This window comes from Corynebacterium sp. (genome assembly GCF_030532965.1).
In the GTDB taxonomy this organism is placed as follows: domain Bacteria; phylum Actinomycetota; class Actinomycetes; order Mycobacteriales; family Mycobacteriaceae; genus Corynebacterium.
Map to the genome: position 1 here is coordinate 1 of NZ_JAUNKC010000043.1, position 14,096 is coordinate 14,096.

Consider the following 14,096-nt stretch of genomic DNA (forward strand, 5'->3'; position numbering starts at 1 on the left):
AACATGAATGCGGTACCACCATTATAAAATACATGTTCGATTATATTCAATACCCTAAATCCCCATTCACCCGCGTTTTACCCCCAACAATCCAACTCGAATAATTTTTTAATAACGCGGTGATGTGGGAAGAATATTGAAGCCTAATGTGTTTTTTCAGGAGCGGTCTAATCCAAGTTTGGCCCAATGCATATTGTGAACAAGCACCGGAGACGACCAGTCGTAGATTCTGACTGTTGTAAATGTCCTGGTGGTTGCGTACAACGTGTGAAGTTTTGCTACCGTTGGGTGGGTGATGGAGCAAAACGATTCTGTGGTGCGTATCCGCCTGGATTTGGCGTATGACGGCACGAATTTTCACGGCTGGGCCCGCCAGGGGGATTCGGATTTGCGCACGGTCCAGCGGGTGCTGGAAGACGCATTGGAGTTGGTGCTTCGGGTGCCGGTCAGTTTGACTGTCGCGGGTCGTACCGATGCCGGGGTGCACGCGGCGGGGCAGGTGGCGCATTTCGATGTGCCGCCCGCAGCGTTGGATACCCGCAGTATCGCCGGTGATCCGGGCACGTTGGTGCGCAGGTTGGCGCGGTTATTGCCTGAAGATGTGCGGGTGCATGCGGCCAGTGTGGCGCCGGATGGTTTCGATGCGCGGTTTTCCGCTTTACGACGCCACTACGTCTACCGGTTAACAACGCATCCGCGCGGGGCGCTGCCGACCCGGGCGATAGATACGGCGCACTGGCCGAAACAGCTTGATCGGGCGGCGATGCAGGCGTGCGCGGATGTATTAGTGGGGTTGCATGATTTCGCGGCGTTTTGTAAACACCGGGAGGGGGCAACCACCATCCGGGATGTGCAGAAGTTTCAGTGGTATGACGTATCCACCGAATACGAGCCACTGACTTTCGAGGCGCATGTGACGGCGGATGCGTTTTGTTGGTCGATGGTGCGATCGCTGGTGGGCTGCTGTTTGGTCGTGGGCGAAGGCAAGCGCAACCAGGATTTTCCTGGTGAATTATTAACTGAACAGGCGCGTTCGTCGCGGCTGCCGGTGGCACCGGCGAAGGGGTTGTCGCTGGTGGCGGTGGACTATCCGGCGGATTCGGAATTGGCGGGTCGGGCGGAGCTGACGCGGGCGAAGCGCGACGAAAGAGACATAGGTTTCGCCAATGGTTAGGCGGTAGTGGAAGAACCCAACTAAACTGCTAGGTCATAACGATGATGAATAGGAAGGTAGTTGGGTGACGGAATCGGAGTTGATCCAGCAAGCGCTCACTATTGTGGCTGCATTGGTGGTGCCGGGACTGATTCTCAACTGGGTGTCGGGGCTGCGGTTGCCGTGGGCGGTCGCGGCGGCGATCCCAACTACCTGCGGCGTGGTGGGGTTTGCCGGTTGGTTGCTCAGCCGGATGCATGTGCTTTTTAATCTCACCAACGTTGGTTATTTTTTTGCGGCCGTTGTGGGCTTGGCTGCGTTGTGGCGGCTGATGTTTATTGTGGGGCGGCTGGTGCGGCGGCGTCGAAAAGCGAAAACACAGGCGGAGACGCAGCCTGATGCTGGTGCCGACGCGGAGGTGGAAAAACCGCGCTGGTGGCGGCAGTGGTTTAGTAACGGAAGCCTGTTTGACCCGAGGTGGATTTTGCCGGGCGCAGGTGTTATCGCGGGCGCGTGGGTGCTGATCCAACGACTCGTGGAGCTGTACGCGAAGCTGCCGAATCAGATGCTGTCGATCGTCCAAGGCTGGGACGTGCACTGGCATGCCAGCGAAGTGCGCTACATCGTGGAAGAAGGAATGGCGGATTCCACGCGCATGGGGGAGGCACACAACCTTGACGGGAAGGCGGAGCTGTTTTACCCCTCCGGGTGGCATGCGGTCGCGGCGTTGCTCTCGGACGTGATTGATGTCGAGCCGATTGCAGCGTTGAACTGGATGAACGTTATCCTTCCCAGCGTGGCGCTGCCGTTGTCAGTTGCGCTTATTGCGTGGCGGCTGGTGGGTAATCGCGGCCTGGTCGCGCAGGTCGCGGCGGGGTCGTCCGCAGCATTGGTGATCTGCGCGACGGTGCTGTACTGGATTCCGACATATGTGGGGATGTGGCCGTATCTAGGGTCGATCTCCATGGTGGGTATCGTTGCGGCGTTGTTTATGTCGGTGCCAGCGGTGCCGATTCGGATGTTCGCCGCCGTGGTCGGCTTTATCGGCCTGGTGATTATGCACCCAGCGCCGGTGACCATCGTCATTGTCATGCTGGGACTATGGTGGCTTTTCGACGTCCTCTGGCGGCCAACCAGAACCTCACAGCGCGAGAACCGATTTGTCGGCGGACTCCTCGTGCGCCTGCGGGATTTCGGATTGCTCGCAATTGCGGGCGTGGTCGGCATCGGGCTACTTCTGCCACAACTTTTGGCCGGGGTGGGGCAGTCGGGTGACGTGCAGGCCGTATCGGCCTATGAGGACATCACCTGGTCCGAAGCCTGGTATAAGACGTTTTTCATGCACACTCGCCACGTCGGCGAATTTAAGGGCATGGAGGACTGGCTCTGGCTGCTCATTCTCGCGGGATTCGGCGCCGTGGCGCTGTTACTTTGGCGCAAGAATATCTGGGGGCCGCTGTTCGTCTTGATCTCCGCGCTGCTCACGGTCAATTCGCTCAAAGCCCTGCCAACACCGTGGAACCAGATTCTCGACACCATCGGTGGTTTGCACTACGGCACCGCCCACCGCTTGGTGATCCCGGTCGCGATGTTCCTCTTCGCCTACGCCGGGGTGGGCTTTGCGGTACTGGTACGCCTGGCGTTTGCAGGCTTCATTAAACACCGCGTGTGGTCGAAGATTTCCGCAGTGCTATCGATTAGCCTGGCGGTTGGCCTGGTCGCCTGGTACCAGCCGATGGCGGTTGCCTCGGTAACTAAAGGCTCCAAGTGGGTCGTCGAAGGAATGTACGGCTCCAACATGGTCAACGAGAAAGACCTCAAGGCCTTTGACTGGCTGGCGAAACAACCCAAGGCCTACGACGGACTCATCTTCGGCGAACACGCCGACGGCTACGGCTGGATGTACGCCTACAATGCGCTACCGAGTGTGTCGCGGCACTACCTGTGGCCAACCCTGGCTAAGGACGCCCCGACCCATAAAATCCACAACAGCGCCTACCTCATCGGTGCCGGTAACTACGGCGACCCGGATCAGCGCAACCTGGCCGACGATGCGGTAGACAAATTGGGCGTTAACTACATCTTCATTTCGCCGCCGAATTTCTGGCACTTCCAACACACCAACTTGGAACTGTCGGTCAAGACCGAGAGCGCGCCGGGTCTTACCCTGGTGTATCGGGACGGATTGATTCGGATCTACGCCGTCAACGACCACTTCACCGATGCTGAGCTCACGAAGATGCGCAGCAGCGGGTCACCGGAAGCACTACCACCGCTTCCGACAAAGGCACGATCGGGCCAATCCGCCACCGAAACGGAGCTCGCGGCTGATGGTTCTGCTGGTGCAGATTCGGGTCGCGGGGTAGGTTCAGGTTCGGCCGCAACGAAGCCGTATTATCACCGGCCGACGAAACCCGCTGCCCCGGTTCCGGGTGAGATGGAGATAACGGAACGGGACGCCATCGAAAGGCAACGCGACGACGCAATTGCACGCAACGATCGGGCTCTTTTACGGCATTAACGTGCTAGGGTTAACAATGCGTCGCCGCTTAGGGATCATGCGGGGCGCATTGGGAGCATGTGCTGTGGCATAAGCATCGGAAAGGGTGCGCCACGAATGGGAATTACCCCCACCACGAAAGCCCAGGTGTCTGGGCATAAATTCCTCGCCCGCCGGATCGAGCACGGCCTGGTGTTTGGCGATATTCGTATGATCCACGACCCGCTGGCGAAACGCCGCCGCGCCTTGGGATTCGGGCTGGCGGCCTGTGTGCTTATTGCCTTAGGTGCGGTGGTGCTCGGCATTTTCCGCCCGGCGGTTGACCCCGGAAGTGCGGGCATAATCAAGGCCGATACTGGGCAGCTCTACGTCCGCCTGGAGGACCGGCTGCACCCCGTGCCCAACCTGGTGTCCGCCAGGCTCATCGTCGGCGAACCGATTCAAGCCAAATCCGCGAGTGCCGCAGTGATCGGCGATATCCCCAAGGCAGCCCCCATCGGCATTGGCGATGCCCCGACGTTTATGCCGGAACTGGGGGAGAAACAACCTCCGGTGACCGCGCATGCCTGCCATTCGGTGCCCACGCTAACCAGCAGGTTAGACATTGCCCAGGCCCAACTGACCGTCGTGTTTCACCCGGAAACCGCAGCTGATGCCTATATTCCACTTAAGGCCGATGCCGCGATTCTCGCCGAGGTGAACAACGCGGAATGGGTGATCCGGGCAACCGGGCGCAGCGTTTTGCCGCCGCCGAATACAGAAACAGGACGCGCTATTCGACGCCGCCTCGGCATCGGCCCGCTGACACCCCGCTGGCAGGCCCCGCCGCAATTAGTGAGCGGCATTCACGAAGACCCCGCGATCACCGTGCCTCGGGAGATAACGGAGATTCTTAAAGTCACCGGTGCCCAGCAACCCACGTACTGGGCCAAGCAAGAATCCGGCATTATGCCCGCCACGCCGCTTCAGGCAGACATCCTCATCGATTCCGGCGTCCCACTGCGGGTCGTGCCGGGTACCGCACTGGGTGAGCTTCCCGACTCGCCGCACCTTCCGCCCCGGCTGCCTGCCCAATTGCCCTTGCCGGAATCGGAAATAACCTGGATTGACCCAGTAGGAAACCACATCTGCCTCACCGATGCGGGCGGGGTAGACATGGTGCAACCTGCGCCGGACGGGAAACAGAAGCCGACGTTTGTCGGCGACGCAATCCAATTATCCGGCGACACCACCGCCACCCATTTCGCCGGAACCGGGTGGGCGATCGGAATTGATACCGGAAATGGAGTCCATGTGGTTTCCGCGCATGGCCGACGCCATCAGCTGGAAACCCCAGAAACCGCGCCGATTATCGGGATAGACACGATCCACAAAACCTCTTGGGATATCGTTCGGTTGCTGCCTGCAGGCACGCCACTCAGCAAAGAACAGGCGCTTAGAACCATGTATTAAATTCGGATGGGCGGTAGTGGATATGTCCAGCTAGAGGCGGAACGTGACATAAATCTACTTCAAAAAACCGTGTGATTTTTACTCAGGCAGTAATGAAAAGTGTACCGATCCAGATGTAACCGAGTAGATTGGAAACCGATTTAGAGCAATATTCATTGCGACCCGGCCACCACCACTTACCAACCAACACTGTGAAAGCGAGGCGGTTAGACTCCATGTCTCCGATGCGCGACGCGGTTAACGCAAAAATTGACGCGATTACCTCGCGGCATGAAGCGATGAAAGCCAAGCGCTTCGGGTTTTTGGTTCGCCCCACGGTGTTGGTCCTCGGTTGGCTCGTTGTGGTTTTCGGCATCATCACCATCCCGCTTCCGGGCCCTGGCTGGTTGACCGTATTCGTCGGCATCGGAATTCTAAGCCTGGAATTGCACTGGGCGTCCCGGGTGCTGGCATGGGGCGTGCGTAGGTACGACCAGTTCACTACCTGGTACCAATCCCAAACCCGGGTCACCCGCGCGTCGCTGGTAGCCGCAAGCTGCGCAGCTGTCTGGGTAGCTGTCGGCGGCACCGTATTCGTTGCCTGGAAACTAGGCGCAATTCCAGCGCTTGATCCGGTTATGCACGCCATGATGTAGCGGCGGTTTCCGTCAACGACGGCGTTGCCGTAGCGCCAATGCCACCACGGCCAGAATCCCCAGACCATACAGCAACCAGGCGGTGCGCTGCACCGACCCGGTATCAGATTGTTGCGGCTGCGCGATGGCGATTGCTGCCGCCTGAGGTTTCGGGGAATGAAACTGGCGTAACACCCGTTGAATATCTACAGCCCCCGTTGCGGGGTCAACGCTTGCGAATAACAATTCCCGCAACTGCTGCGGACTTGCCGCAGGATAACGCTGTTTCAACAACGCGACGGTGCCCGTAACCATCGGTGCCGCGAAACTTGTGCCCTCAAATGGCGCAATGCCGCCTGGGTGGACGATTCCGTCGCTCAGCTCAGCATCGCGGGTTGCAAGTCCAGCGGGAACCACACCCGGCGCGGCGAGCATTGGTTTGGGGGAGCGAACGGAATATTCGGCAAGATGGTAGGGATCAGCCAGGGAACCGACTCCTATCACCTGTGGGTGGTGTGCGGGATAAACGGTGGAACCGTGGGGGCAGGCTTCGCTGCGGTTACCGGCAGCCGCGACGATGATCACTCCGGCTGCTTCTGCTTTGCGTATGACCCGGTCGAATTCTTGAGTTTCAACGGGTGGGGCGCCCGGTGGCAGGCAGGATACGACGGAGATATTGATGACGTGGGCGTGCTGGTCGACGGCTGCTTCAATGGCGGCCGTGAGGGTTGCTAACGATCCGCCTGCTACTTCGGGGCTATTGGGGGCGGTTTCGCGGCGGAATTTGGTGCTGGTTTGCCGTAGCGATAGCAGGCGCACGTCGGGGGCGACGCCGACAATGCCGTCGCCAGTGTCGCGGGCGGCGATGACCCCGGCGACGATCGTGCCGTGCCCGTCGCAGTCGACTGTGGCCCCGACCCCGGCGTCGACGAAGTCGCCACCGTCGATGACTTCTGGGAGCCGGGGGTGTGGATAGACTCCGGTGTCGATTATTGCGACGGTGACTCCTGATCCGGTGGCGAATGCGTGGACCGGCCGGAAACCGTCAGATAATGCTGCTTGGTGGATGCGGGCAGGCTCCGGTGCGGTATTGGTGATGGCGCATTCAACGTGTGGGCGCGGTGGTTCCGCCGGGTCGGCGGTAGGTTGCGCGGTGGCACTGGGAAGCGGTGCGAGAAGCATCAGTGCGGCACACGAGAGGCTGAGTGCGAGGCTAACCCTTGATCGGCGGTTGTGGTTCATAATGAGATCCCGCGGAGCAAGCTGAATAGTCCCACGAGGTGCAGCGCCAGTGGCAAACAAGCGGCGATGCATAGCAGTTCGGCGCGTTCGATCCATACCACTGTGGTTGGTTCCAGGGTGGTTAGTCGGTGAGCCCACGCAGGGGAGGTGAGGAGTGCGGCGACGACCAGGATTGTGAGGATAAGCAATGCAGGGTGGGGGCTTTGGCCGAGTGCGGGTGAGTGGATATAGATGTATGGCCAGGTAGCTGCGGCGCAGGCGCTTGCAGCTGCGGCCATTGCGATTAACCAGATGGCCCAGGTGTTGAAGGATACGCGGTGCCGGTGGGCGTGGAGGATCAGGGCGCAGCACATGGATAGTGCTAGGGAGAAGCTGAATCCTGCGTGCGGTGCCATGATTCCGATTGCCACGATCGCTGGGCATAAGACTATGGCGAGTCCGATGAGCATTCCATCAAGCACGCGGCGGGCGCGTTCGGCTTGCTGCGGTACTTCCGCCATGCTCACATCGGAGACCTCTAGGTCTTGACCGGCGGTGGGCAGGACGGGGATTTGGACACGGGCTAGTTTGATGGCGATGGTGGGGGCGAGCGCGATGACGATCATTCCCACCGCAACTAGTGCGGCGGCCGCGTTGACCACCCAATCCCAGGTGGGGATCAGTGATACTGCCACCCCGGGGCGATACGCGGTGGTGCCGATGGCCGCGATGACACATCCTATGGCGATGGTGTGCAGGGCGGTGGTCAGGAGCGGCTCGGTTATGACGGACTTGAGTCCGATGCAGGTTATGGAAATGGCGATGGCCGCCACAAGCAGGGCTAATGCCCAGGAGTGGGCGAAACCCACGGCGGTGGTGTTTTCGGCCAAACTGGGGATGATGCCGCGCCCTAGGACGATGCAGGCCCCAATGACTCCTGCCCCCAGCGCCACCACAGGCAGGAATACCACCCGCCGGGTGGTGAGCAGCATGGCGAGTGCGGCCAAAACCACCGTTGCTAGTCGAAGCGGTAACGGGGCGATGAGCCCCTGGGGGAGCGGAAACGCCAATGCGATCAGCGCACAGCCGCACAGCCCAACCCCGGCGGCGAGGTATGCGGTACCTAGCGCCGGGTTGACCGAGGTGGTGAGGTCCTCTAAGCATTCCGCCGCGTCGCGGACGACGGGTGCTGGGGTGGCTCGTTTGGGGCGCAAGATGAGCACATCGCCGTGGCTGAAGTGGGCTTCAGCCAGGGAGGCCCCGAGCGGAATTACTTGGCCCGCTGGGGTGACGGCTTGCCACGGGCTGGAGATCTGTGGCGCATTGGTGATGGCGATGATTTCATCAATGATTTCCGCCAATCGGCTACTCGCTGGGATTACCAGGTCGGCGCTTTGTTTGTGGTTGCCGACTTCGACGCGCACGGTGAGCCGGATGGCATTGTTATTGCTTGCATTAATTGTGGTCATGGTAGGAAGCGAATGGTTTTAAGAATTGGGAAATGAACACCCACGTTGGGCACTTCCATGACCTTTCCCCTCATCGTGAAACATCCCCATGTGTGGATGAGCGGGAAATAAAATAAGCTCAAAACCCTGGTGTGTCATATCCATCATGGCTTAAACTAAGCGTTGTGTCCACCCTAGATGGGGATCGCTGGGTGGGAATTTCCAATGTTTGCGTATGCCGCGCATGTCGTTGCGTATGCCGTGCACTGCACCTGATCGTGTGTAGTGGTGTCACGGCAGCCTCAGGTGCGCGCTACCTGTGTAGAGGATTCCCAAGCCATGTCCGATTCCCAACTTCTTGACCAACCGTATTCCCCAGCGGATACGGCGGGGCCAATCGCCGCCCACAGCCATCCACCGGCAGGAACCTTGGTGCCAGCGATGCACTTTTCCGACCGCGATGCCGCCCCGCCATTGCCGAGCGGAGTCATTAGTCCAGATGACGTGCCCGCCGCGCCGAAACCGCAACCGATTCCGCTCATTCGCGCCATTATGCCGATCGTCATGGTCGTTGCGATCGTGGCGATGGTGGGGTTGATGTTTTTATCCAACGGCACGATCAACCCCATGATGTTGGTGTTTCCGATCATGATGCTCATGGGAATTTTCATGATGTTCAGTCCCCAGCCGGGGGAGGACACCGACGAAATGCGCCGGACGTATCTGCGGCATATCGGGATGATCCGCCAGCAAGCCCGCACGCATGCGGAAGCGCAGCGTGAACACGAGTTTCACAACTACCCCGACCCGTCCGACCTGGTGTCAAAGATCGGCACCAATAGGATGTGGGAACGAGCCAGCGACGATCCGGATTTCCTGACCGCCCGGATCGGTTTAGGAACCGCCGGGTTATGCACCCCCATTGAGGTCTCCGATCCGGGAGCGACAGAAGACCTCGACCCGGTCTGCGCGGTGAGCTTGCGGCATGCGGTCCAAGACGTCGGCATTGTCACGGACATGCCAGTGGTCATCCAATTACAGGCGTTTAGCGCCGTGCTGTTGACCGGCGGTGACAAGGCCGCCGACCTACTGCGGGCCATGGTGGCGCATATAGCGACCTTCCACGGGCCGGATGCGGTCGCGATTCAGGCGCGGGGCGATAGTTTCGGCTGGGTCAAGTGGCTGCCGCACACCAATCCGCAGGCCCTGGATGCTGCCGCCACGTCCATCGTGCTTATCGACGACACCGTAAGTCCCGGCGCGGTTTCGGAGATACTAGACGAACACGCGTGGACCACCGTGATCGCGGTGAATAACCGCTCGGTTGCCGTGGTGGATCGGGCGGAGGAAGAAGGCCTGGTTATCCACGTCGGAGCGGAGTTGGTGGTGCACACCGTAAGCGGTGGGGAGGCCATCGGCGTTCCCGACGGACTAGGCGAGGCGGAGGCATTGATCTTAAGCCGAAAGATCACGCCGTTTTACCGACAACTGGCTCCGGGTGATAAAACCGGCGGCAGCCTGGAACTACCGGCCCTGCTGGGGGTCGATGACTTCAATCCCGATACCATCGCCTCCTTGTGGCAGCCTCGGGGAAAGTGGCGGCTGCGGGTCCCGATCGGCCAAGACGACCGGGGCCGTAATCTCGTCATCGACATCAAGGAATCTGCGCACGGCGGCATGGGGCCGCACGGATTGTGCGTCGGTGCCACGGGTTCGGGTAAATCGGAGTTGCTGCGTACGTTGGTGGTGGCGTTGGCGGCGACGCATAGCCCGCATGATTTGAACTTTGTGCTGGTGGATTTCAAAGGCGGTGCCACCTTCTTAGGCTTAGACGGGCTGCCACATACCTCGGCGGTGATTACCAACCTCAGTGAGGAATCGGTGCTGGTGGAGCGAATGCACGACGCTATCTCGGGGGAGATGAACCGGCGTCAGGAATTGCTGCGCAAAGCCGGAAACTTCGCCAACGTCACCGAGTACGAGGCGGCCAGGCGAAGCGACCGCCCGGATCTTGAGCCACTGCCCGCACTGTTTATCGTCTTGGATGAGTTTTCGGAGCTTCTCGGCCAACACGCGGACTTCGCGGATCTATTCGTCGCGGTGGGCCGGTTGGGCCGGTCGCTACATATTCACCTGTTATTGGCATCGCAACGACTGGAGGAAGGCCGACTGCGCGGGCTCGATTCGCACCTGTCCTACCGGATCGGGCTGAAAACGTTTTCTGCTGCGGAATCGCGCCAAGTGCTTGGGGTACCAGATGCCTACCACCTTCCCAGCAAACCCGGCGCTGGGTACATGAAAGCCGATGCCGATCAGCTCATTCGGTTCCAAACCGCTTATGTATCGGGCCCTTTGCTCAGGCCCCACCACGTGTTCTCCCAGCAGACAGGTGACCGGATCAAACTGTGGGACGGCTGGGAGGCGATCGACGATGACGCCGACCACACCTTAGTCGCCGACCCGCGGGGCACCCTGGTGGATGCGTTGGTCGAAGCCGCGACCACTGTGGCGCGGCAACGGAACCAGTCGGCACACCAGGTGTGGCTACCGCCACTGCCGCCTGCGATCCCCATCAGCGACGTGGTGGCGTCGACAAGCGAAAAGCTAAACGCATTAACGGCGCCGATCGGAATCATCGACCGGCCGTTTGCCCAGCGCCAAGACACCCTATTTGTCGACTTTAACGGACAGAAAGGGCACGCCTGCATCTGCGGCGGTCCGCAGACCGGCAAAACTACGGCGCTGCGCACCATCATGGTGGCGTTAGCGGCGACACATACCACCGACGACATTCGGTTCTATGTCCTCGATCTAGCCGGTCACGACCTGGACTCCATGACGATGCTGCCGCACGTGGCCGGAGTGGCGCATCGCGGCGAAACCGAAAAGATTGAACGCATCATCGACGAAGTGACATCGTTTATCGATAAACCGGAACCGCGCCACACCTTCCTTGTCGTCGACGGTTGGCATGTTTTACACGCCGAACACGAAACCCAGCTAGACACACTTGGGCGCATCGCGGCGGACGGATTAGCGGCGAACGTCCATCTTCTGATCACAACGCCGAGATGGACGGTGGTACGCCCAGCCATTCGAGATCTCATCGTGCAACGGTTAGAGCTGAAACTTTCAGAGCCGTTGGATTCGCTCATCGACCGCAAGGCACAACCGAAGATTCCGTCCGCGCCGGGTCGGGGCTTAAGCATGACCGGGGAATCGATGCTGATTGCGCAATCTGCACAGCAAGACATCGCCCACGTTGCCACCATCAGTGCAGCACAACCGCGTGTTCCAGCTCTAAAGATGCTGCCTAAACGGATTGAGTTGACCGAGCTGGAGCGTCATTCGGATCCACGAAACGTAGCGATCGGGGTCGGCGGCCCACTGTTGGGGCCGTTGTATTGGGACACCACCACAGATCAGCACTTCGTGTGTATCGGCAGCCAACAGTCGGGTAAAACCGCCACGATTTCCACGATCTGTCAGGGGCTTACCGAACTCGGGCGGAATGCAGCGCGGCTTGTGGTCATTGACCATCGACGCAGTCACCTCGGGGAAATCGCAGCCGAAATGCTGGCGGGATACAGTGCCAGCAGTAAGGAAACCGAGAAACTTCTCAATCAAGCTGCGATCACATTGCAGGAACGGCTACCTGGCAGCGACATCACGCCGGAGCAGTTGCGCGCTCGATCGTGGTGGAGCGGGCCGGATATTTTCATTGTCATTGACGATTATGACCTGCTTTCCGACATGCTCATGGTGCCACTCATGCCCCTCATGCCGCACGCCCGCGACATCGGATTGCATATCGTGGTCGGTCGCAAATCCGGTGGCGCCGTACGGGCGTTTTTCCAGCCCTTCCTGTCCGAAATCAAAGACCAAACACCCATGGCGGTGATCCTGGATGCCGATAAAGACGACGGCCCGCTCTTCGGCATCCGAACCAGTGCACAACCACCCGGGCGGGGCGTACTGGTCGCAGGCGGATCCACCCAAGGAAAAATCCAAGTGGCACTTGTGCCCACCGAGGATCAAGGAGAGACGAAATGACCCCCATCCGGCCGGAATTAGAAACCTATGATCTGATCATCACCGTGCTGGATACCGCCAGCATCTTCGAAGGCGAAGAAACCGCCTACCGTTACGATCTACCCGCCGCCGGGATCCTCGATGGGTGGGCAATGCCCGCGATCATCGAACAGGCGCAAAAATTGCTCCACCCTGCCTGGCCCGACGTTGTCATCGGTATCGACGCCGCCCCAGACGTCAGTGATCAGCTCATCCGGGCGCTTTCCTGCGAAGGAGCAAGTGCCGCCGCCATCGACGAGATCGAAGAAGAACCGTTACCACATAGCATTCCCGACCCGATCGTCGACCTGCGGGTGCAGCCGCCCACCACGATGTTTCCGCCGCAGCGTCCCGTACCACCAGCGGCGGAACCACGCCCGCGTCGACAAAGCAGACTGCCGGTCTACGGGCTATACGCCGCGATGGCGTTGGTGGTGGTCGGCGTGTGCCTCGTCTCCTGGTGGGCGGTGTCTACACCCCAATCCGCTGCGGTATTGCCATCGCCAGCCCCGGATAGCGCCCAGGAAACCGCCACACCGCAACAGCAGCCGCCGTCAATTACTGTGCCACCCGAAGCGCCCACCACACGCTACGAACACGGACACATCGCGCTGCGCCTTCCGGAGGGGTTTCGGATCGAAGACGGGCCAAAGCCAGGACTGTTTCGCGCGGTAGGGTCGGATGAAAACTTACGGATAGTGGTTGCCATAGATCCGCTTTTCGACGCCAATCCTGCCGCCGTCTTAGCCGAACTAGAAACCCTTATCGCCAACGACGATGTCATGACGAAGGTGAAACCTCTCGGAATCGGGCGCGGGCCGGAAATCGGCTACCAGGAAACCCCCGGCGACGGTTCTGGCGTGCTGTGGGTGGCGTGGGTTGAGGGGGATCACCTGTTCTCCGTCGGCTGCCAAACCCGCAACGGCGTGTGGACCATACCCCAGAAATCAATCTGCCGTCAGACGGCAGAAAGCCTTGAAAATCGCCCTACCCCCACTAGTGGGGGAGTATGAGAAATGTGCTTCTAGCTGGTGTTTTGAAAATTTTTAAAAAAGTTTGGAAAAACATGGAACCGAATGGCCCCTTCGATGAGTCCAACTATATGTGAAGCGCAATAAAGCTCAACTTCCATGAAACGCTTCACACACATGCCCGGTATCCCCAAACCGGACATACCTTAACCGAAACCGTGCCATGACTGGTGGCACTGACAACCTTCAACCCAGAAAGGGGTTTTTCGTGAGCAACGTTTTTCGCACTGAAGCGGATGTCATGGTGGCCACAGCTGGCCGCGTCGATGACACCAATAACGAAGTGCAATCTGAACTAACTCGACTGCGTGGCGTGGTCGACTCCGTGCGGGGGTCGTGGCAAGGTACCGCCCAGGTCGCATTCGACAACCTCATGCAGCGGTGGAACACCGCAGCGGGTGATCTGCAGGAAGCCCTCACGAGCATCAGCGAGAATATTCGCTCCAACGCCAGGTCCTTTGAAAGCGTTGAAGCCGATAACGCCTCGATGTTCAACGGAGTAGGCGGTGGTGGACTAGCGCTGTAGCACACCAACACCGTTTTCATTCGCACAATGAGGTTTTCTCACCAGGAAAATGTGTATGAAATGTTGACCTGTGGTTTTGG

At 59.6% G+C, this 14,096-nt stretch carries 9 protein-coding genes; 7 read left to right on the plus strand and 2 right to left on the minus strand.

Going from position 1 to position 14,096, the window contains the following annotated elements:
* Positions 1–295: 295 nt before the first annotated feature.
* The 4 genes from truA to Q4D85_RS13810 all read left to right on the plus strand — a co-directional run bounded on the left by truA (position 296) and on the right by Q4D85_RS13810 (position 5,740).
* On the plus strand, positions 296–1,174 hold the full coding sequence (truA, locus tag Q4D85_RS13795; RefSeq protein WP_303201294.1) for a tRNA pseudouridine(38-40) synthase TruA: 879 nt from the start codon (positions 296–298) through the stop codon (positions 1,172–1,174).
* A 64-nt stretch (positions 1,175–1,238) separates the two neighbouring features.
* On the plus strand, positions 1,239–3,674 hold the full coding sequence (locus tag Q4D85_RS13800; RefSeq protein ID WP_303201279.1) for a DUF6541 family protein: 2,436 nt from the start codon (positions 1,239–1,241) through the stop codon (positions 3,672–3,674).
* Positions 3,675–3,770: 96 nt separating this feature from the next.
* Complete coding sequence (eccB, locus tag Q4D85_RS13805) at positions 3,771–5,105, plus strand: type VII secretion protein EccB (RefSeq protein ID WP_303201280.1); 1,335 nt, start codon at positions 3,771–3,773, stop codon at positions 5,103–5,105.
* 215 nt (positions 5,106–5,320) lie between these two features.
* Positions 5,321–5,740, plus strand: coding sequence for a TIGR02611 family protein (locus Q4D85_RS13810; protein ID WP_303201283.1), 420 nt, complete (start codon positions 5,321–5,323; stop codon positions 5,738–5,740).
* Between the two features lie 12 nt (positions 5,741–5,752).
* Here the strand turns inward: Q4D85_RS13810 and Q4D85_RS13815 are convergent, their stop codons facing one another.
* The gene (locus tag Q4D85_RS13815) at positions 5,753–6,961 is read right to left on the minus strand and encodes a S8 family serine peptidase (protein ID WP_303201284.1); all 1,209 of its coding nucleotides are present in this window, start codon (positions 6,959–6,961) and stop codon (positions 5,753–5,755) included.
* Positions 6,958–8,409 (minus strand): type VII secretion integral membrane protein EccD, encoded by a 1,452-nt coding sequence (eccD, locus tag Q4D85_RS13820; RefSeq protein ID WP_303201286.1) that lies wholly within the window; start codon positions 8,407–8,409, stop codon positions 6,958–6,960. Before eccD ends, Q4D85_RS13815 begins: the two co-directional genes overlap by 4 nt.
* Before the next feature lie 318 nt (positions 8,410–8,727).
* Between eccD and eccCa the strand changes: the two genes are divergently transcribed.
* From eccCa to Q4D85_RS13835, 3 genes are all read left to right on the plus strand, one after another.
* A complete protein-coding gene (gene eccCa / locus Q4D85_RS13825; protein ID WP_303201287.1) occupies positions 8,728–12,441 on the plus strand; it encodes a type VII secretion protein EccCa in 3,714 nt (1,237 codons plus the stop codon).
* Complete coding sequence (locus Q4D85_RS13830; RefSeq protein ID WP_303201289.1) at positions 12,438–13,472, plus strand: type VII secretion-associated protein; 1,035 nt, start codon at positions 12,438–12,440, stop codon at positions 13,470–13,472. Before eccCa ends, Q4D85_RS13830 begins: the two co-directional genes overlap by 4 nt.
* A gap of 226 nt (positions 13,473–13,698) precedes the next feature.
* Positions 13,699–14,016 (plus strand): WXG100 family type VII secretion target, encoded by a 318-nt coding sequence (locus Q4D85_RS13835; protein WP_303201291.1) that lies wholly within the window; start codon positions 13,699–13,701, stop codon positions 14,014–14,016.
* Positions 14,017–14,096: the final 80 nt, after the last annotated feature.